The organism is Streptomyces sp. Act143 (assembly GCF_003143935.1).
Classification (GTDB): Bacteria; Actinomycetota; Actinomycetes; order Streptomycetales; family Streptomycetaceae; genus Streptomyces.
The window spans coordinates 9,029,816-9,049,548 of sequence record NZ_QFRX01000001.1; the positions used below are offsets into that span (position 1 = coordinate 9,029,816).

Annotated in this window: 19 protein-coding genes; 10 read left to right on the top strand and 9 right to left on the bottom strand. The window is 72.3% G+C overall.

Annotated elements, in window-relative coordinates:
- Positions 1-39: 39 nt before the first annotated feature.
- Entirely contained in the window at positions 40-1,077 is a 1,038-nt protein-coding gene (locus DI272_RS41255) for an endo-1,4-beta-xylanase (RefSeq protein WP_109500264.1), read from the top strand.
- A 99-nt stretch (positions 1,078-1,176) separates the two neighbouring features.
- Here the strand turns inward: DI272_RS41255 and DI272_RS41260 are convergent, their stop codons facing one another.
- The 3 genes from DI272_RS41260 to DI272_RS41270 form a co-directional block, all read right to left on the bottom strand.
- The gene (locus DI272_RS41260) at positions 1,177-2,223 is read right to left on the bottom strand and encodes a LacI family DNA-binding transcriptional regulator (RefSeq protein WP_109500265.1); all 1,047 of its coding nucleotides are present in this window, start codon (positions 2,221-2,223) and stop codon (positions 1,177-1,179) included.
- 238 nt (positions 2,224-2,461) lie between these two features.
- Complete coding sequence (locus DI272_RS41265) at positions 2,462-2,668, bottom strand: DUF5999 family protein (RefSeq protein WP_109500266.1); 207 nt, start codon at positions 2,666-2,668, stop codon at positions 2,462-2,464.
- Between the two features lie 279 nt (positions 2,669-2,947).
- On the bottom strand, positions 2,948-3,538 hold the full coding sequence (locus tag DI272_RS41270) for a hypothetical protein (protein ID WP_109500267.1): 591 nt from the start codon (positions 3,536-3,538) through the stop codon (positions 2,948-2,950).
- Between the two features lie 554 nt (positions 3,539-4,092).
- Between DI272_RS41270 and DI272_RS41275 the strand changes: the two genes are divergently transcribed.
- Positions 4,093-5,610 (top strand): glutamate-cysteine ligase family protein, encoded by a 1,518-nt coding sequence (locus DI272_RS41275; RefSeq protein ID WP_109500268.1) that lies wholly within the window; start codon positions 4,093-4,095, stop codon positions 5,608-5,610.
- Between the two features lie 125 nt (positions 5,611-5,735).
- On the opposite strand, the gene DI272_RS41280 is transcribed toward DI272_RS41275, so the two are convergent.
- Positions 5,736-7,508, bottom strand: coding sequence for a substrate-binding and VWA domain-containing protein (locus DI272_RS41280; RefSeq protein WP_109500269.1), 1,773 nt, complete (start codon positions 7,506-7,508; stop codon positions 5,736-5,738).
- A 207-nt stretch (positions 7,509-7,715) separates the two neighbouring features.
- Between DI272_RS41280 and DI272_RS41285 the strand changes: the two genes are divergently transcribed.
- Positions 7,716-8,516, top strand: a complete 801-nt coding sequence (locus DI272_RS41285) for a CPBP family intramembrane glutamic endopeptidase (protein ID WP_109500270.1) — start codon at positions 7,716-7,718, stop codon at positions 8,514-8,516.
- Between the two features lie 18 nt (positions 8,517-8,534).
- Here the strand turns inward: DI272_RS41285 and DI272_RS41290 are convergent, their stop codons facing one another.
- Entirely contained in the window at positions 8,535-9,344 is an 810-nt protein-coding gene (locus DI272_RS41290; protein WP_109500271.1) for a PhzF family phenazine biosynthesis protein, read from the bottom strand.
- Positions 9,345-9,737: 393 nt separating this feature from the next.
- Here DI272_RS41290 and DI272_RS41295 point away from each other — a divergent pair, with 393 nt between their 5' ends.
- From DI272_RS41295 to DI272_RS41305, 3 genes are all read left to right on the top strand, one after another.
- On the top strand, positions 9,738-10,538 hold the full coding sequence (locus DI272_RS41295) for a cyclase family protein (RefSeq protein ID WP_109500272.1): 801 nt from the start codon (positions 9,738-9,740) through the stop codon (positions 10,536-10,538).
- Complete coding sequence (locus DI272_RS41300; RefSeq protein WP_109500273.1) at positions 10,535-12,175, top strand: thiamine pyrophosphate-binding protein; 1,641 nt, start codon at positions 10,535-10,537, stop codon at positions 12,173-12,175. The genes DI272_RS41295 and DI272_RS41300 overlap by 4 nt, the downstream gene beginning before the upstream one ends.
- A gap of 116 nt (positions 12,176-12,291) precedes the next feature.
- Positions 12,292-12,918: a PadR family transcriptional regulator gene (locus DI272_RS41305; RefSeq protein ID WP_109500274.1), complete on the top strand. Its 627-nt coding sequence runs from the start codon at positions 12,292-12,294 to the stop codon at positions 12,916-12,918.
- A 69-nt stretch (positions 12,919-12,987) separates the two neighbouring features.
- On the opposite strand, the gene DI272_RS41310 is transcribed toward DI272_RS41305, so the two are convergent.
- Both DI272_RS41310 and DI272_RS41315 read right to left on the bottom strand, forming a co-directional pair.
- Positions 12,988-13,416 carry an SRPBCC family protein gene (locus DI272_RS41310; RefSeq protein ID WP_109500275.1) on the bottom strand — a complete coding sequence of 143 codons (429 nt, stop codon included), beginning with the start codon at positions 13,414-13,416 and terminating at the stop codon, positions 12,988-12,990.
- Positions 13,417-13,530: 114 nt separating this feature from the next.
- The gene (locus tag DI272_RS41315) at positions 13,531-13,719 is read right to left on the bottom strand and encodes a hypothetical protein (protein ID WP_181387589.1); all 189 of its coding nucleotides are present in this window, start codon (positions 13,717-13,719) and stop codon (positions 13,531-13,533) included.
- A 224-nt stretch (positions 13,720-13,943) separates the two neighbouring features.
- Between DI272_RS41315 and DI272_RS41320 the strand changes: the two genes are divergently transcribed.
- The 3 genes from DI272_RS41320 to DI272_RS41330 all read left to right on the top strand — a co-directional run bounded on the left by DI272_RS41320 (position 13,944) and on the right by DI272_RS41330 (position 16,917).
- A complete protein-coding gene (locus DI272_RS41320; protein WP_375138096.1) occupies positions 13,944-14,555 on the top strand; it encodes a Clp protease N-terminal domain-containing protein in 612 nt (203 codons plus the stop codon).
- Positions 14,556-14,773: 218 nt separating this feature from the next.
- Complete coding sequence (locus DI272_RS41325) at positions 14,774-15,793, top strand: DMT family transporter (RefSeq protein WP_375138097.1); 1,020 nt, start codon at positions 14,774-14,776, stop codon at positions 15,791-15,793.
- Between the two features lie 170 nt (positions 15,794-15,963).
- On the top strand, positions 15,964-16,917 hold the full coding sequence (locus DI272_RS41330) for a DMT family transporter (protein WP_258314821.1): 954 nt from the start codon (positions 15,964-15,966) through the stop codon (positions 16,915-16,917).
- Positions 16,918-16,922: 5 nt separating this feature from the next.
- Here DI272_RS41330 and DI272_RS41335 read toward each other — a convergent pair whose 3' ends face one another.
- The gene (locus DI272_RS41335) at positions 16,923-17,555 is read right to left on the bottom strand and encodes an FMN-binding negative transcriptional regulator (protein WP_109500278.1); all 633 of its coding nucleotides are present in this window, start codon (positions 17,553-17,555) and stop codon (positions 16,923-16,925) included.
- A complete protein-coding gene (locus tag DI272_RS41340) occupies positions 17,555-18,241 on the bottom strand; it encodes a pyridoxamine 5'-phosphate oxidase family protein (protein ID WP_109500279.1) in 687 nt (228 codons plus the stop codon). Before DI272_RS41340 ends, DI272_RS41335 begins: the two co-directional genes overlap by 1 nt.
- Positions 18,242-18,312: 71 nt before the next feature.
- Between DI272_RS41340 and DI272_RS41345 the strand changes: the two genes are divergently transcribed.
- On the top strand, positions 18,313-19,644 hold the full coding sequence (locus DI272_RS41345; RefSeq protein ID WP_109500280.1) for an aminotransferase class I/II-fold pyridoxal phosphate-dependent enzyme: 1,332 nt from the start codon (positions 18,313-18,315) through the stop codon (positions 19,642-19,644).
- Positions 19,645-19,733 lie beyond the last annotated feature (89 nt).

The window sequence follows — 19,733 nt, forward strand, 5'->3', positions numbered from 1 at the left end:
GTACGGCCCCCACCCCCGCACGTGAGGAGTCGCACCACCATGCACAAGAACCGCCTCAGACTCGTCGGCGCCCTCGCCGCAGTCCTGGTGGCCACCGGCCTCGGCACCCCCGCCCAGGCCCACGGCAAGCAACCCACCCTCGCCGACCTGGCCCAGCGCCACGGCCGTTACTTCGGCAGCGCCACCGACAATCCCGAACTCGTCGACGAGCCCTACAAGGCCATCCTCGGCAGCGAGTTCGACCAGATCACGCCCGGCAACGGCATGAAGTGGTATGCCACCGAGCCCCAGCAGGGCGTCTTCGACTGGACCGCCGGCGACGAGATCGTGAACCTCGCCCGCGCCCACCACCAGAAGGTGCGCGGCCACACCCTCGTCTGGCACAGCCAGCTGCCCGACTGGCTGACGAGCAAGGAGTGGACGGCGAGCGAACTGCGCGCCGTGCTGAAGAAGCACATCCAGACCGAGGTACGGCACTACCGCGGCAAGGTGTTCGCCTGGGACGTCGTCAACGAGGCCTTCAACGAGGACGGGACGTACCGGGAGACGATCTTCTACAAGACGCTCGGCCCCGGCTACATCGCCGACGCCCTGCGCTGGGCCCACCAGGCCGACCCGAAGGTCAAGCTCTATCTGAACGACTACAACATCGAGGCGATCGGCGCGAAGAGCGACGCCTACTACAACCTCGCCAAGGAGCTGAAGGCCCAGGGCGTCCCGCTGAACGGCATCGGCCTGCAGACCCACCTCGCGCTCCAGTACGGCTATCCGACCACGCTGGAGGACAACCTCCGCCGGTTCTCCGAGCTCGGGCTCGACACGGCGCTCACCGAGGTCGACATCCGGATGATCCTGCCCGCGACCGAGGAGAAGCTCGCCGAGCAGGCCGAGTGGTACGCGGACCTGACCGACGCCTGTCTGGCGGTGCGCAGGTGCGTCGGGATCACCATCTGGGACTACACCGACAAGTACAGCTGGATACCGGCGTTCTTCGAGGGCGAGGGCGCGGCCCTGCCGTACGACGAGCAACTCCAGCCCAAGCCCGCCTACTTCGCGATCAGGAACGCGCTGAAGTAGCGGCGCTTGTGTGAGACGCCCGGCGGCTGGGCAAGGAGGGGAGTCCGCCGGGGTGCGGCCCGGCCCGGCGATGCGTCCCGTCGCCGGGCCGGTGCCGTGTCAGCGGGTGAGGGGTGCCGTGCTGGCCCGCACCACCAGCTCCGTGCCCAACTCCACGCGCGGCGAGTCCGGTTGTTCACCGCGGGCCAGCCTGAGCACCGTACGGACGGCCAACTTGCCCATGTCCCCGAGAGGCTGGCGGACGGTGGTGAGGGGCGGGGCGGACCACCGTACTTCCGGAAGGTCGTCGAAACCGACCAGGCTCATGTCCTCCGGCACCCGGAGACCGCGCCGGCGCAGCGCCTCGATCGCGCCGAGCGCCATCTGGTCGCTGGCGGCGAAGATCGCGGTGGGCGGCTCGGGCAGGTCCAGCAGGGCGTTGCAGCCGGTGAATCCGGACTCGGGGTGGAAGTCGCCGGGGACGACGAGAGCGTCGTCGACCGTGAGTCCCGCGCCCTCCAGGGCGGCGCGGTAGCCGTCGAACCGGGCCCGGGAGCACAGCAGTCGGGGCGGGCCGGCGATCAGGGCGATCCTGCGGTGCCCGAGGGACAGCAGATGCTCGGTGGCCGCCAGACCGCCCGACCAGTTGGCGGCCCCGATGGTCGGGGCGTCGAGCGCGGGGGAGCCCGCCGGGTCGACGACGACCAGCGGGACGCCGAGGATGCGCAACTCCTCGTGCAGCATGGGTTCCAGGGCCGAGGTGACGAGGATGACGCCGTCGGAGGCGCGGGCCCGCAGGTTGCGCATCCACTCGCGGGCGTCGCCGGTACGGCCGTGGATCGCCGAGACGACCGTGCCGACGCCGGTCGCGTGGGCCACCTCCTCGACACCGCGGATGATCTCCACCGCCCAGGGGCTGTCCAGGTCGTTGAAGACCAGGTCGAGCAGGGCGGCGCCGGTGCCGGTGGACGTGGGGCGCTTGCGGTAGCCGTACCGCTGGAGCAGTTCCTCGACCCGGGCCCGGGTCCTGGGGGAGACGTCGGAACGGCCGTTGACGACCCGGGACACGGTCGGCACCGAGACGCCGGCCTGCCGGGCGATCTCGGTGATCGTGACCCGGTTGCCGGGCGTGGCCGGCCCCTCGGTGCCGACCTCGTGTGCTGCCAACTCCCCACCTCCGTGGACGGATCGCCGTGGGCGGAGCCACGGACGGATCGAAACTTCCAGGAGTCTTCCGGAAAACGGGCACGGATGGGAAGGGCGGTCCGCGTCCATCACCGTTTTCCGTCCGCGGGACTACGCGGAGTGAGCGGCCCCGGACATGCGTCGGGGCCGGTTCGCAGCGTGGGTCTGCGGGCCGGCCCCAGTAGGTCTGCGGGCGGTGCGCCGGCCGCCCGGCGATGCCTCAGGCGGCGGTCATCACCTGGTCGGTGCCCAGCGGGCGGTGCGGGGCGATGATCTGGCCGTCGGGCAGGAGCTCGCCGGTGTCCTCGAAGAGCAGAACGCCGTTGCACAGCAGGCTCCAGCCCTGCTCCGGGTGGTGCGCCACGAGGCGGGCGGATTCCCGGTCGGCGGAGTCGGCGGTCGGACACGGCGGCTGGTGCTGGCACATGGGTGGGATCTTTCGCTTTGTCGTGGTTTTCATCGCTGCCCCCGTTGTGATAAGTCGGTCGGAACCAGTGTTGCCCCACGGGCGTCAATCCGCAGGGATTTGGCAGCACCGCTACTCACAGGTTCATGACGCGTCACCCGCGCGGACGGTTCATCCCAACTGCACTGTCCCTTCGGGTGGTTCGCGATGGCCGGATGGGGCTAGTCCGGATGGGTGCGGGTATAAAATATGGCTCGTACGAGCGTTGTAGTGCTCGTACGAGCCGATCTCGTCGTGGGGTCAGGCGGGCTGGCTCAGCAGCGGTGCGGGTGCCGGTGTCGCCCGGTGGGTCAGTACCGGGAGCAGGTCGGCGACCCGGTGCGGCCGGTGGGCGGGGATGCCGGGCGGTGCGGGGGCGAGCGGGACGAGCAGATCGGTGGCGGCGGGGTGGCCGGTGGTGCCGTCCGCGGCGCAGTCGCCGTGCAGCCAGAGGGTGAGCATGTACAGGCCGGGGACCGACAACAGGCGGGGCTGGTAGGGCTGTTGCATGGTCTCCGCCTGGCGCAGCGCGCGCTCGGTGGAGGCGATGTAGGGGCCCTCGAAGAAATGCGAGAAGGCCCAGCCGTCGGGGGTCAGCCGGGTCTCGGCGGCGGCCACGGCGCGGTCGCCGCACCGGATCAGGAAGCGCCACCCGGCCAGCCGGGTGGCGGTCGCGCCCGCGGGCGTGAGCTCGTCGAGTACGTGGATGGGCAGCGGGAGTTCGGGGGTCGCGGGGCCTGGTGAGGTACGCAGTGAGGGTGTCCGGGCCTCGCGGACCGCGGTGGGCGAACCGAGCGCAGTGAGGACGGAGCGAAGGGCGGGCGCGGGGGCCGGGGGTACAAGCAGCGGCATGGTGGGTCGCCTCTCATTCGACAGGCACGGTGGCGCGAGGGCGTGGGCGGACGGCGCTGTCAGCTCGCGGGGCCAGAGAGGCGGGGGCCGGGTCGTGCGTACGCGTGATGAGGGTGGGGCCTGCCGTAGGTCACCTCGACGGCAGGATCATTCGACCGGGGGCGCCAACCTTCTGCCTCGTTCGCGGAGTTTATACGACACGTGTTCAGACGGTGTTTCGTCTAGCCGTTTCCGGGGTGCCCGGCAAGGGTTCATCCGGTCGCCGATACGCGGGAATCATCCCGATTCCGAGTCGGCTGTACGGCGATGACCTCGGAAAACGCCGTAAGAGTGGACGGCTAATTGTCGTCGGCGTTTTTCACGAGATGTTCAGGGCACTCGAAACTGCACAGTGCCACATGCCCGGTGAATGTGCCTCCCGTCACCTGCGCCAGCGTAGCGGGTGCCGGGGGCGCGCGGGACGTTATCGATCGCCTCCGCTGGGCATCATCCCACCTGACCCGGGACGCCCGGCGGCCGATCTACGGCACGCCCATCCGAGGAGGGACGCTTCGATGGGGGAGAAGGTCGTGGCAGGTCGGTTCGATCTGTCCGATCGCCAGCACTACCGCGGCAAGCTCCGGCAGTGCCTGACGGGCCTGGAGCGGCTGCTGGAGGAGAAGCGGTTCGATCGGCCGAAGAACCTCATGGGGCTGGAGATCGAACTGAATCTCACCGGCGCCGACGGCATGCCGAAAATGCTGAATGCGCAAGTACTGGAACGTATCGCGAGCCGAGATTTCCAAACAGAACTCGCCATGTTCAATCTGGAAGTCAACATAGCCCCACACCCATTGGGCGGTCGGGTATTCGACCGGCTGGCCGAGGAAATACGCACCTCGCTGGCATATGCGGACCGGAAAGCGGGTGAGCTCGACGCGGGGATCGTGATGATCGGCATTCTGCCGACCCTGGACCGGGACGACCTCGTCTCCTCCAACCTCTCCGCGGTCGACCGCTACACCCTCCTCAACGACCAGATCGTGGCCGCCCGCGGCGAGGACTTCACCCTCGACATCGACGGCGTGGAACGGCTGAACTGCACGTCCAAGTCCATCGCCCCCGAGGCCGCCTGCACCTCCGTGCAGCTCCACCTCCAGGTCACCCCGGGGCGCTTCGCCGACGTGTGGAACGCCGCGCAGGCCGTCGCGGCCGCGCAGATCGCCGTCGGCGCCAACTCGCCTTTCCTTTTCGGCAAGGAGCTGTGGCGCGAGTCCCGGCCCCCGCTGTTCCAGCAGTCCACCGACACCCGCCCGCCGGAGCTCCAGGCCCAGGGGGTCCGCCCGCGCACCTGGTTCGGGGAGCGGTGGATCTCCTCGGCGTACGACCTCTTCGAGGAGAACCTCCGCTACTTCCCCGCGCTGCTGCCGATCTGCGACGACGAGGACCCGCTGAAGGTGCTCGACGAGGGCGGCGTCCCGAGCCTCGCCGAGCTCGTCCTGCACAACGGCACGGTCTACCGCTGGAACCGCCCGGTCTACGGCATCGCCGACGGCGTCCCGCACCTGCGCGTCGAGAACCGCGTGCTGCCGGCCGGGCCCACCGTCATCGACGTCATCGCCAACGCCGCCTTCTACTACGGCGTCGTCCGCGCCCTCGCCGAGGAGTCGCGGCCGGTGTGGACCCGGCTCCCCTTCGAGTCGGCCGCCGCCAACTTCGACGCGGCCTGCCGGCACGGCATCGACGCCCGCTTCGACTGGCCGCGGCGCGGCCGCTACGGCGGGCTGACCCAGGTCGACGCCGTCACCCTCGTACGCGACGAACTGCTGCCGCTCGCCGAGGCCGGGCTGAACGCGTGGGGCGTCGAACCCGCCGACCGGGACCTGTACCTCGGCGTCATCGACGAGCGCTGCCGACGCCGCGCCAACGGGGCGACCTGGCAGTCGGCGACGTACCACCGGGCGCGCGAGAAGGGCCTCGGCCGCGATGCCGCACTGGCCGCGCTGACCCGGCGGTACTGCGAGCTGATGCACCTCGGCGAGCCGGTGCACACGTGGCCGGTCGGGCTGCCGGAGCCGGTGCCGCTGGGGTGACGGACGGGTGGCGGGGACGGTGGAGGGCCGCGGCGAGCGGGCACCGCCCGGCGGCGCCGTGGCGGCTGGACGCCGTTGCGGCCCCCTCCTCGCGGCAGGCGGAGGCGACCTGCCGGTGGGAGGGCTCAGCCGGCGCCGCTGCCCTTCGCCCCCGCCGCCACGATCGCCTTCAGGATCACCTCGTGGATCTCGGACGGGTCGGTGACCTCCTGGCCGGAGCCGCCGGTCGCCCTGGCTATCTGTTCGGCCTCCGTGCGGTCGGCGTCGGGGCCCACGGCGATCATGATGATCGGGACCGGGCGGTCGGGGTCGCCGAGTTGCTGGAGGCGGCTGATCAGGGCGCCGCGGGAGATGCTGCCGGGGTCCTGGTTGACGCCGTCGGTCAGGATCACCAGGGCGTTGAACTTGCCCTTCGCGTAGGAGGAGACGGCCGCCTTGTACGCGGCCAGCGTGGTGTCGTACAGGCCGGTCGCGCCGTTCGGGACCGGGGTCAGGCCGCTGAACGCCGTGGTGAGCCGGTCGCGCTGGGTGCCGGTGCCCCTCGTGGCGCCGAGGCGTTCCGTCGGTACCAGGACGCGGTAGTCCTTGTCGCCGTCCAGCTTGGTGGAGAAGTCCCACAGCCCGATCTCGTCGTCCGGCGTGAAGGTCGCGAGGGCCTGGAGCAGGGAGGCCTTGGTGACGTCCATCCGGGACCGGCCGGTGTCCGTGACCGCCTCCGACATCGAGGAGGACGCGTCCACGACGGTGGTGATCCTGGCGCTCTGCACCGTGATCGTCCAGGTGCCGAGGGCCTGCTGGAGCGCCGGCTCGGAGGCCGGCTGGAGAGCGGGCTTCGTGTACGGCTGAGGCTTGCCGCCGCCGGCCCGGCTGACGACGGACGGGTCCACCGTGTCGCCGGAGGTGCGGAAGCCGTACCGGTGGAGCAGCTTCTGCTGTTCCGGCTTGCACAGGTAGTTCACGAACCGCAGCGCCGCCCGGCTCTCGTCCGTGGTCAGCGCCGCCTGGTCGACGAGGGCGAAGGGGAAGTCGAGCCGCGGTGAGCCGTCCTTCGGGTAGAAGAGGTCGAGGCCGTCGCCCCCGGCGGCGGTGTTGTACGCGAACGCCGCCTGCTCGCTGAGGATCAGCGCCTGATTGCGCCGGGGATTGCCCTGCTCGGTGCCCGAGGAGTCGCGGGGCAGCGTGTCGAGGACCTGGGTGTCGCTGTCGGACGTCCGCTGCGACAGCGCCTTCATCATGGCCGCGGCCTGGGTGTCCCCGCCCTCGATCGTGCCGGCGGCCGTGGCCAGCCGGGTGAGGGCCAGCAGGCCGGTGGCGCTCCGCGCCGGGTCGGCCGCGCCGAGCCTGAGGCCGTCGTCCCGCAGGGTGGCACCGGCCAGTTCGATCCAGCTGTACGTCTTCCGCGGCCAGCCCAGCGACTTCGCGGCCTTCGGCACCACCGCCACGCCCACGGGCGAGGACGCGAAGCTGCCGACCGGCGTCACCTCCGTCGCCCCCGTGTCCGCCGCGACCCGCTCCAGCCACAGCTCCGAGTCCGGCACCCACACCTGCGCGTCGGCCTTCCGGCCGGCCAGCAGCGCGTCCGCCACCTTGTACGAGTCACGCGCGGTGACCGTGACGTCCACGCACCGCCCGTCGGAGGTGAGGCTGGTGTCACGGGCCCGTTCCGCCGCCGCGCGCAGGGCCGGGACCACGTCGGGAGAGGCCGCGACCGACAGCCGTACCGCGTCCTCCTGGCAGGAGGAACCGAAGGAGAGCAGTCCGCTCTGGACGGCGGCCGCGGTCCCGCCGGCGACGGTGAGGACGAGGACGGTCGCGATGGCCACCGTGCGGCGCCGGGTGCGTGGACGGGGGTCGCTGCCGCCCGCCCCATACTGATCGGGCAAGCTGTGACGTCCCATGACGGTGGTGCCCCTCCCTGTTGAACCTTCTGCCGGTTTCATCCGTTTCGCAGGCAAAGGGGAGGCGTGCCCTCGTACGGTGTCCGTCCCCCAACGGCCTGTCGCGCGCACGATCGTCGTAAGTTCTCACGATCTTCGTAAGTTCTTTCGAGGACCCTAGCCGGGCCGCGGAGGGGATGAGACTGGATTACTGAATTGGAGTCAGTTGTGCAGGCAGAGGCGGGTGCGGTGGCTGATTCTTTTCCGCCGGAGCGGTCCTCGCGGCGAATCCTCCGGGACGAGACCCTGCTCGTCCTGGGGCTCTCGCTCGGCGCGAGCGGTGTGTCCGCCCTGATCAGCTTTGTCGGATCGGTCACCAAACCGGGCGGCCTCAAGGATCAGGCGGCCACCCTCAACGCCTCGGCCGCTCCCGGCCGCCCCTGGCTCGATCTCGCCTGGCAGCTCTTCGGGATCGCCTCGTCGCTCGTCCCCGTCGCCCTCGTCGCGCATCTGCTGCTGCGCGAGGGGAGCAGCCTGCGCGCCCTCGGCTTCGACCGCACCAGACCGTGGTTCGACCTGGCCCGGGGCGCGGCCGTCGCGGCGGTGATCGGCAGCACCGGAATCGCCTTCTACCTGGCCGCACGCGGCCTGGGCTTCAACCTCACGGTGGTGCCGGAGGCGCTGCCCGAGGTGTGGTGGAAGTACCCCGTGCTGGTGCTGTCCGCGCTCCAGAACGCGATCCTCGAAGAAGTCATCGTCGTCGGATATCTGCTGCGCCGGCTGCGCCAGTTGGGCTGGACGCCGGGGACCGCGCTGGTGGCCAGTTCCGTACTGCGCGGGTCGTACCACCTCTACCAGGGCATCGGCGGCTTCGTCGGCAACATGGCGATGGGTGTGGTGTTCGTCTACCTCTACCGCCGGTGGGGCCGGGTGGGGCCCCTGGTGGTGGCGCATTCGCTGCTCGACATCGGGGCGTTCGTCGGGTACGCGCTGCTGGCCGGGAAGGTGGGCTGGCTGCCGACGGCGTAACGCGTTCGGGGGCGGGCGTCAGACGAGCAGTTCGCCCTCGATGGTGGTGACCGCGCGGCCGGTGAGGAGCGTGCGGTCGCCGCGCAGTGCGGTGCGGACCCGGCCGGAGCGCGGCGAGGCCTGAAGCCCGGTCAGTTCGGCGCGGCCCAGGCGCTCCGCCCAGAACGGGGCCAGCGCGGTGTGGGCGCTGCCGGTGACCGGGTCCTCGTCGATGCCCACGTTCGGGAAGAAGCAGCGGGAGACGAAGTCGTAGCCCAGGGACGGGTTCTCGGCGCGCGCGGTGGCGATGACGCCGCGCCGCGAGTAGGCGCCGAGGGCCTTGAAGTCGGGCCGGAGGGCGTGCACCGTCTTCTCGTCGGCGAGCTCGACCAGCAGGTCGCCCACGTTCGGGCCGGTGTCGAAGGCGTGCAGCGGCTCGGCGCCGAGAGCCTCGCCGACCCCGTGGGGCAGCTCGACCGGGGTGAGCGGCGCCGTCGGGAAGTCCAGGGTGATCCAGCCGTCCTCGCCCGGGGCCGCGATGAGCACCCCGCTCCGGGTGGCGAACCGCACCGGACCCTCGTGGGCGCCGGTCGTGTGCAGCACATGGGCCGTGGCCAGCGTGGCGTGCCCGCACATGTTCACCTCCGCGGCCGGCGTGAACCAGCGCAGCGCCCAGTCGGCGTCCCCGCCCTCGGGCAGCCGGTGCGCGAAGGCCGTCTCGGCGTGATTGACCTCGACGGCCACGTTCTGGAGCCGGTCGTCGTCCGGGAAGGAGTCGAGGAGCAGGACTCCGGCGGGGTTGCCGGCGAAGGGACGGTCGGTGAAGGCGTCGACGATTCGGATACGCATGACGTCGACGCTAGGCGTGAGTGGCGGGTCGGACCAAGGCCAATTCGGGTCCACTGGACTGAATTCCGCGCCCGGGGGGTGGAGCGGGACGCGCCGGGTTGGTGGTGTCAGGCGCTGTCCGGATGCGCGGGGCTGGTGGTGTCGGGCGTTGTTCGGGCGTGCGGGGTTGGTGGTGTCGGGCGTTGTTCGGGCGTGCGGGGTTGGTGGTGTCGGGCGTTGTTCGGGCGTGCGGGGTTGGTGGTGTCGGGCGCTGTCCGGATGTGCGGGGTTGGTGGTGTCGGGCGTTGTTCGGGCGTGCGGGGCTGGTGGTGTCGGGCGTTGTCTGGACGTGCTGCGTCACCGGTGCGACCGTCGTCAACGCGTCACCTACTCACGACAGTTCAGGAGGCCGCCATGTCCCAGCCGTCCGTCCTCCAGGCCCTGCTGGCCGGGCTGCGCGGCGGTGCCATCGAGGTCGTCGATCTCACGGCGCCGCTGTCCTCGGACACACCGGTGATCCAGCTGCCCGAGCCGTTCGGGCAGACCCAGGTGTTCGAGCTGGAGGAGATCAGCCACTACGACGACCGGGGGCCGGCCTGGTACTGGAACAACTTCCGTACGGGTGAGCACACCGGCACCCATTTCGACGCCCCCAACCACTGGGTCACCGGCAAGGACCTCGCCGACGTGGCCTCCGTGCCGGTGGGCCGGCTGATCGCGCCCGCGGTCGTGCTGGACTTCTCCGCCGCGGCGGCCGAGGACCCCGACTTCCTGGTCGAGGTCGACCACATCAAGGCATGGGAGGCCGAGAACGGGCCGTTGCCCGACGGCGGTTGGCTGCTGCTGCGCACCGGCTGGGACGCCCGCTCCGACTCCCAGCGGGACTTCCTGAACGCCGACGACAGCGGCCCGCACACGCCCGGTCTCTCGCCGGAATGCGCCCGCTGGGTCGCCGAGGAGTCCCCGGTGATCGGCCTCGGGACCGAGACGGTGGGCACCGACGCCGGGGCGGCGCATGCGTTCGACCCGGCCTTCCCCTGCCACTCGTACCTCATGGGCAACGACAAATACGGGCTGACACAGCTCCAGAACCTCGGCGAGCTGCCGCCCACCGGTGCGGTCGTCATCGCCGGGCCGCTGCCGATCGTGCGGGGTTCGGGCTCACCGGCCCGCGTCCTCGCCCTGGTGGAGCGGGCTCTCGGGACGCGGTCATGAAGGTCGCCGAGGCCGTCGGACGGGCCCTGACCGCGGCCGGTGTGCAGCAGGTGTTCGGCGTGGTCGGCTCCGGCAACTTCCACCTCACCAACGCCATGGTCGCGGCCGGCGCCCGCTTCGTCGCCGCCCGCCACGAGGGCGGAGCGGCCACCATGGCCGACGCCTACGCCCGCATCAGTGGTACCGTCCCCGCCCTCAGCGTGCACCAGGGGCCCGGCCTGACCAACGCCCTGACCGGCATCGCCGAGGCCGCGAAGAGCCGCACCCCGCTCCTCGTCCTGGCCGCCGAGGTGACCCGGCCCACCTCCAACTTCCACGTCGACCAGACGGCGCTGGCGGAGGCGGTGGGCGCTGTCACGGAACGGGTGACGTCCGCGCACACCGCCGTCGAGCAGGCCTGCGGGGCGGTACGGCGCGCCCTGCGCGAGCGCCGCACCGTGCTGCTCAACCTCCCGCTGGAGGTGCAGGCGCTGGACGTGCCCGACACCGCCGCGAGCGCCGCGCCGCCGCCTGCCGCGCGGGCCGCCGTCGAACCGTCGGAGTCCGAGGTGTCGGCGCTGGTGGCGGTCCTCGCCCGGTCCCGCCGTCCGGTCTTCGTGGCCGGCCGGGGCGCCCGTGCGGCGGACGGCCGGGACGCCCTGCGCGCGCTCGCCGACCGGTACGGCGCCCTCCTGGCGACCTCGGCCGTCGCCCACGGCCTGTTCCACGGCGATCCCTGGTCGCTCGGCATCTCCGGCGGCTTCGCCACGCCCCTGGCGGTCGAACTGATCCAGGGCGCCGACCTGATCGTGGGCTGGGGCTGCGCCCTCAACATGTGGACCATGCGGCACGGCCGGCTCATCGGCCCGGACGCCACGGTCGTCCAGGTCGACGACGACGCGTCCGCACTCGGCGCCCACCGCGAGGTCCGCCTCGGCGTCACCGGCGACGTCGCGCGCACGGCGCGCCGGGTGCTCGAAGCGGCGGGTGACCGTCGGCGGGGTTACCGCACCGACGACATCGCGCGGGCCATCGCCTCACGGGGCCGGTGGCGTGACCTCCCCTACGCCGACGAGAGCGACCGGGACCGCATCGACCCGCGGACCTTGAGCGCCGCCCTCGACGCCATCCTCCCGGCCGAGCGGGTCGTCGGCGTCGACTCCGGCAATTTCATGGGCTACCCCAGCGCCTACCTGTCGGTCCCCGACGAGGACGGCTTCTGCTTCACGCAGGCCTTCCAGTCGATCGGCCTGGGGCTCGCCACGACGATCGGTGCGGCCCTGGCCCGGCCGGACCGGCTGCCGGTGGCGGCGCTCGGGGACGGCGGCGCGCTGATGGGCGCGGCCGAGCTGGACACCGTACGACGGCTGGGGCTGCCCATGGTCGTGGTCGTCTACGACGACGAGGCATACGGGGCCGAGGTGCACCACTTCGGCCCCGACGGCTTCCCGCTGGACACGGTGACCTTCCCGCCCACCGACATCGCCGCCGTGGCTCGCGGCTACGGCTTCGAGGCGGTCACCGTGCGCGGCCGGGCCGATCTGAAGGCGGTGGAGGACTGGGTGGCGGGGCCGCGCTCGGCGCCGCTGCTGATCGACGCCAAGGTGACCGCGGAGCACGGGGCCTGGTGGCTGGAGGAGGCGTTCCGGGGGCACTGATCGTCGGGCCGGTGTCGTGCGATCCCGGCTCGGCGGACTGAAGCCTTGCCATGCGAACTATTCCGATATATCGTTGACGCATCGCGACAGATCAACGATGGATGGAAGTGATTGTGATGCGTTCCCATGGATTCGAACGAGGACACGGTGGACCCGGCCCCCGCGGCGGCCGAGGCGGTTTCGACGGGCGGCGTGGTGCCTTCGGCCCCTTCGGGCCGGGCGGCCCCGGTGGTCCCGGCTTCGGCGGACCGGGCTTCGGTCCGGGCCCCTGGGGGCCACGAGGGCGCGGCGGACCGAGGGGGAGGGCGCGGCGCGGCGACGTGCGCGCGTCGATCCTCGCCCTGCTCAGGGACCGGCCCATGCACGGGTACGAGATGATCCAGGAGATCGCCGAGCGCAGCGGCGGGGCGTGGAAGCCCAGCCCCGGTTCGGTGTACCCCACCCTTCAGCTGCTGGAGGACGAGGGCCTGATCGCCAGCGAGAGCGAGGGCGGCAAGAAGCTGTTCTCGCTCACCGAGGCGGGTCGCGCGGCGGCCGAGGAGGGTCCCGACGCACCCTGGGAGGAAGCCTCCCGTGGTGTGGACTTCGAGGCGCTGGGTGAGATCCGGCAGGCCGGCTTCGGTCTGATGGAGGCCTTCGGGCAGGTCTGGAAGACCGGCAGCAAGGATCAGCGCGAGAAGGCGGTCGGCGTCATCAACGACGCCCGCAAGAAGCTGTACCTGATCCTCGCCGAAGAGGACTGACGGCGGCCGTACGGCCATGAGGCGGCGCCCCGCGGAGTGATCCGCGGGGCGCCGCGGCGCGTTGCGGCCTCAGGCCACCAGCGCCGCCAGCTTCCGCAGTGACTCGTTCAGCGCGGCCGTCGCCGAGTCCTTGAGCTTGCCCGCCATCAGGGACACCGCCGCGCCCGTGAACTCGCTGTCGATCCGGACCGTCGTGGCGTCGCCGTCGGGGACGAGCGTGTAGCGGTTGAGCAGGCTCACCGCCATCGGGCCCTTGCCCCGCGTGGCGAACACCCGGGCCGGCTCCAGCTCGTCGATGGTCCACTCGACCTCGGCCGGAAAGCCCATCAGCTTCATGTTCTCCTGATAGGTCCCGCCCACTTCGAGGCTCTTCGGACCGCCCTCGGGGAAGCTGGTGTGGGTGGCGTTCCACTCGCCGTACGAGGACCAGTCCATGAGCCGGTCCCACACCTTCTCGGCCGGCGCCTCGATCCGTGCCTCCGCGCTGACTTCGGCCATGCGACCACCCCTTCGTCTCCAGCTACGGTGTCGCGGAACGTAGCCGCAGGGCCTGCAACATTCAATGCTGATGAACCGTCAGAAAATGTGGAGGCGGCCCGAGTCGGCAGCCGGTCAGGCCACCAGCCGGATCACCGCCGCGTCGAACACGTCCCACGCCCGCGGGAACGCGCTCTCGTCGTGGCAGTGCCACGCCTCCCAGAACAGGTCGGCGAGCCGTGCGTCCTCCGGGGCGTACACCCGGTACACGTACTGCATCCCGTCCACGGCCGGCAGCGCCACCAGCCAGCACCTGCTCTCCATGTCCCTGTGGGACGAGCGGGGGAGCACGGCGGTTGCGTACCGGGCGCGAATCAAGGCGGCGCGCGCTCCCGTCGGAGAAACGGCCTGATCTCCTCCCCAAGGAGGAGATTCCGGCCGCCCGGTCCACTCTCCGTGGGACGTGAAGATGGTTCCCGCCGGGGATGACCCGGCCCGGCGGTGCTGATGGGGTGAGGGATGTGCACCCCCGTATACCCCGGCAGTCGGTGAGCGAGCCGGGAGACCACCATCGCGTGGACCACGACGCCCGGCTCGGCGAGGAGCTGGCAGTGGTGGTGTCCGGCGCGCGCCGGCGGGCGGTACGGGACGGGGACCGGCAGATCGACACCGCCCATCTGCTGCACTCCCTCCTGGAGCACGACCCCGAGGTGCGGGCCGTCTTCGAGGGCGGGCCGCAGCTCGCGCGGCTGCTCGCCTACCTGGTGCAGCGCAGCATCGGTTACGGGCTGCGCTGGCAGGGCAGCGTCGAGGACTCCGGCGCCGTGCCCGTGGTGACCCGCGCGGACGGTTTCTCGCCGCTGGCCGCGGGCGCGCTGGAGTACGCCCACGAGCGCGGCGCCCGCCGCGGCGCCGACCGGGCGAGCGGCATCGACCTGCTCGCGGCCGTGGTCGTCGATCCGGGGGCGCGAGCCGTCGAGGTGCTGACCCGGGCCGGGATCAACGCGGACGGGGTGCTCGCGAGGATCGAGAACCTGCCTGATGGTCGTGTGCTTGACGGCCGTGTGCCTGACGGCCGCGTGCCTGGCAGCCGGGTGCGCGACAGTCGTGTGCCTGACGGCCCCGTGTCCGACGGCGGCCCCGTGTCCGACGGCCGCTGACGGGGTAGTTGCCCGCCTGACGGTCACTGGCCGGGAGGTCGCGTGCCTGATAGCCGGGTGTCCGACTACGGCCCCGTGTCCGACGGCCGCTGACCGGGGTGTCGCCCGTCTGACGGTCACTGGCCGGGAGGTCGTGCGACCGGCAGTCGCCGGCCGGTGGGTGGGGCTTGTGACGTCCAGCCGCTGAGACAGGTGTCATCGGGGGTGACGCTCATGTCATGGCCTGTCATCATGTGCCGGTGCAGACGATTCACAGCAGTGCCGGTCACCGCGGCAGGGGCGTCGGGCTCGGGCTCGCCGTCGCGTCGGCGGTCGCGTTCGGAGGTTCCGGGGTCGCGGCCAAGCCGCTGATCGAAGCGGGCCTCGACCCGCTGCACGTGGTGTGGCTGCGGGTCGCCGGCGCGGCCCTCGTGATGCTGCCGCTCGCCGTGCGCCACCGCGCGCTGCTGCGTCGACGTCCCGCCCTGCTCGCCGGGTTCGGACTGCTCGGCGTGGCCGGGGTCCAGGCCTTCTACTTCGCCTCGATCTCCCGGCTGCCGGTGGGCGTCGCGCTGCTCATCGAGTACCTCGCGCCCGCCCTCGTGCTCGGCTGGGTGCGGTTCGTGCAGCGGCGGCCGGTCACCCGCGCCGCCGCGGTCGGCGTGGTCCTCGCCGTCGGTGGGCTCGCCTGTGTCGTCGAGGTGTGGGCGGGGCTCAGCCTGGACGCGGTCGGTCTGCTGCTCGCGCTGGGCGCGGCCTGCTGCCAGGTCGGCTACTTCGTCCTGTCCGACCAGGGCACCGACTCCGGCACCGACGCCCCCGATCCGCTCGGCGTCATCGCGTACGGCCTCCTCGTCGGCGCCGCCGTGCTCACCGTCGTCGCCCGCCCCTGGACGATGGACTGGGCCGTGCTCGGCGGCACGGCGGAGATGAACGGCAGCTCCGTCGCGGCCGCCCTGCTGCTGTCCTGGATCGTCCTCGTCGCCACGGTCGTCGCCTACGTCACCGGTGTGGTCTCCGTGCGTCGGCTCTCCCCGCAGGTCGCGACGGTCGTCGCCTGTCTCGAAGCGGTCGTCGCGACGGTGCTGGCCTGGGTCCTGCTCGGCGAGCACCTGTCCGCCCCGCAGATCGTCGGCGGCGCGGTCGTCCTGCTCGGCGCCTTCATCGCGCAGTCCTCGACCCCGGTCAAGCCGTCCCCGGAACCCGTGGCGAGCGGCGGCCCGGAAAGGGAGTTGTCCCGCCGTTCGTCGGCCGCCTAGGCTGCCGATCATGCATACGCACCGCGTCATCGCACCGCCGGCCGCCTGAGGCGGGCCCTCCGGAACCCCCGCCCTGCCGCGCGCCGGGCGGAACGGTGCTGCCCGCAGACGAAGTCCACGGACCCCGCTGAGCCGGGTCCCCCACTTCTGTGTGTCTGCGGAGACGACAAGTGTCGAATGCTTCTCCTGCTTGCTCCGGCCTGCCCATCGGGCGAGGCCTGCTCTTTCTGACCATCGCCGGTGTCACCTGGGGCACCGCGGGCGCGGTCGCCGCGCTGGCCTACGCCGTCAGCGATCTGGGACCCGTCGCCCTGTCCTTCTGGCGCTGTGCGTCCGGGCTCGTCCTGCTGGGCGCCGCAGACCTGGCGCGTCCGCGGCCCCGCACCGCCGTACGCGAAGCGCTCGGACGCAAGGCGCTGCGGGCGGTGACCACCGGCCTCGGGCTCGCCGTGTTCCAGACGGGCTACCTGGCGGCCGTGCGGTCCACCGGACTCGCCGTGGCCTCGGTCGTCACGCTCGGCGCCGGGCCCGTCTTCGTCGCGGTCGGCGCCCGGTTGCTGCTGGGGGAGCGGCTCGGGCGCGGTGGCGTGGTCGCCGTCGCCGGGGCTCTCGCCGGGCTCGGAGTACTGACGCTCGGGGGCGGCGGGTCGGCCGTGCGGCCCTGGGGCGTGCTGCTCGGACTGCTGGCGGCGGCCGGGGGGTCCGCGATGACCCTGCTCACCCGCCGCTGGGGCCGTGACGGCGGGGCGGACGCGGCGGGTACGTCCGTCGGGGTGTTCGCCGTCACCAGCGCGCTGCTGCTGCCGTTCGCCCTGGCCGAGGGCCTGGTCCCGCACACCGCCGAACCCGGCCTGCTGCTCTGGCTGCTGGCCTACCTCGCCGCCGTGCCCACGGCCCTCGCCTACGCCCTCTATTTCGCGGGCGCGGCGGCCGTACGGTCGGCCACGGTGTCCGTGATCATGCTCCTGGAGCCGGTCAGCGCCGCGGTGCTCGCCGTGGTCCTGCTCGGCGAGCACCTGACGGCGACGACCCTGCTGGGCACCCTGCTGATGCTGGTGTCGGTCACGGGCCTCGCGGTCGCTGAGACCCGTGCCGCGCGGCACGGAGAACCCGTACCCGCGTAGCGCACTCAGCCGACGCGGCGGCGCAGCAAATGCGCACGCGCCGCCGCGTCCCGCGGGCCGGCCCGCTCCGCCAGCCGGACGGCGATCGAGTCCTGGATCTCCCCGGTCCGGCGCCCTCCGAACTTGAACTTCGCGCGGACGCCGGTCACTTCGAGCCGCACCCCGCGCAGTCCGGACAGCAGGCGGTCGAACGGCACCTCGCCGACCGCCACTTCGGCCGTGCCGCCTTCCGGCTGGAAGTGGCCCACCTGCCGGTTGAGGAGGTCGGCCTTCGCGGCCGGGTCGTCCACCACGTGCGCCCGGCAGCGGAGTTGGACGGCCGCGTAGAAGCTGGTCGGCGTGCCGTGCTCGGCGGGGAGGTCCGGTCCGGCCTGCCAGGGCCCGGGCACGTACACGTAGTCGTCGACCACGCTCAGCACGACGTCCGGGTTCGCGGCCAGTGCCGCCCACATCGGGTGGGGGCGGGCCAGGTGCGTGAGCGCCTCGCCGCGCTCGGCGTCGTAGGTGAAGTGCAGCGGCTGGGCGTACGGCGGCTCGCCGGCCTGTCCGTTGACGACCAGCGTGCCGAAGTCGTGGGCGGCGAGCCACTGTTGCCACTCGGCGTCGGCGTGCGGCGCGTCCCAGGGGTGGATCAGCATCACGGGGTCGCCAGGTAGTCGGGGAGCGCGGTGCCGGGGGCCAGGCCGGGGTCGCCGACCGGTGTGTCGTAGCCCTTGCGCAGCGGGACGAGACCGGCCCAGTGGGGGAGGGCGAGGTCCTCGGGCTCGTCGTTCACCCCGCCGGTGCGCAGCTTCGCGGAGACCTCGTCGAGGTCGAGGCGGATGACGGCGGTGGCGGCCAGCTCCTTCTTGTTGGCGGGCCGCGAGTCCTTGGACCGGCCGGCCACCACGTGGTCGACCAGCGCGTCCAGGGCGAGGCGCTTCTCCTCCGGGTCCGTCACGTCGTACGCCGTGCCGTGCACCACCACGGACCGGTAGTTGATCGAGTGGTGGAAGGCCGAGCGGGCCAGGACCAGCGCGTCGACGTGCGTGACGGTCAGGCAGACCGGCAGACCGGGGTCGGCCTGGCCGGTCATCCGCAGCGGGCGCGAGCCGGTCGAGCCGTGCACATAGAGGCGTTCGCCGACCCGGGCGAAGAGCGTCGGCAGCACCACCGGGGCGCCGTCGCGGACGAAGCCGAGGTGGCAGACGTAGGCCTCGTCGAGTATCGCGTGCACGACGTCCTTGTCGTACGTGGCGCGCTCCGCGGAGCGGGTGGGCACCGTGCGGTCGGTCGCCGGGTAGGCGGCGGTCGGTGCTGTCGTCGGCTGCGTGGTCCCCTGCATGGCGGTCTCCAGAGCGGTACGGGTGGCATACGTGTTGCGATGATGTATTGCACTAGTGCATAATCTGCTTTGTGCTAGGAGGATATCGGATCGAAGGGCGCGGTGCAGCCGAGATTGCGGCGAGCATCGAGCGCGCGGTGGGCGGCGGCGAGCTGGAGCCCGGACAACTTCTGCCGCCCATGCGGGAGTTGGCGGGCGAGCTGGGGGTGAACCCGAACACGGTCGCGGCGGCGTACCGCGTCCTGCGCGAGCGCGGGGTGATCGAGACCGCGGGGCGCCGGGGCAGCCGTGTGCGGCCCAAGCCGGCCACCACCGCGCGCGAGTCGATCCGGGTCGAGGTGCCGGAGGGTGTACGGGACGTGGCGAGCGGCAACCCGGACCCGGCGCTGCTGCCGAGTCTGGCGGGGGCGTTCGCGGCGGCGGCCGGGCGGAACGACCGCGAGCCGGTGCTCTACGGGGACGCGGCCGTCGACCCGGAGCTGGTCCGGCTCGCGCGGGCCGCGCTGCATGCCGACGGCGTCCCGGACGGCCCGCTCGCGGTGGCCTCCGGCTCGCTCGACGTGATCGAACGGGTCCTGGCGGCCCACCTCAAGCCGGGCGACACGGTCGCCGTCGAGGACCCGGGGTGGGGCAGCCTGCTGGATCTGATCCCGGCCGTCGGACTGCGCACGGCCCCGGTCGGCGTCGACGACGAGGGCCCGGTCCCGGACGACGTCCGCGAGGCCCTCCGGTCGGGCGCGCGTGCTCTGATCATGACCGACCGGGCGCAGAACCCCACCGGCGCCGCGGTGACCGCCGGCCGCGCGCGTGCCCTGCGCGCCGTGCTGAAGCAGCACCCGGACACCCTGCTCATCGAGGACGACCACGGTCACGGCATCGTCGACCTGCCCCTGCACCCTCTGGCCGGCACCACCCGCAGCTGGGCCTTCGTCCGCTCGGTCGCCAAGGCCTACGGCCCCGACCTGCGGCTCGCCGTCTTCACGGGCGACCCCGTCACGGTCGACCGGGTGCGCGGCCGGCAGCGTCTCGGGCCCGGCTGGGTCAGCAGGATCACCCAGGGGGCGGTGGCCCGGCTGTGGGCCGACGGCGCGATCGACCCGAAGGCGGTGGCGGCGGCCTACGGCGTCCGCAGGGACGCCCTGATCGAGGAACTGGCGAAGCGTGGCGTGGCCGCGCACGGCCGCAGCGGCATGAACGTCTGGATTCCGGTCCCGGACGAGACGGGCGCCGTGGCCCGCCTCCTGCACGCGGGCTGGGCGGTCGCGCCGGGCGCCCGCTTCCGGATGGAAGCCGCACCCGGCATCCGCGTCACGATCGCGACGCTGGACGAGTCGGAGGCGGCCCCTCTGGCATCGGCGATCGCGGCAGCGGTGGGGCCGGGGCCGGGGCGGGGGTACGTGTAGCGCTGCCGGTCGACGGGGCCGGCTTCGCTCGTGCCGGTGCGGCTCTGCTGTCGGGGGCTGGGCCGGGCTGGGCTTGGTGCGTGTGCGTC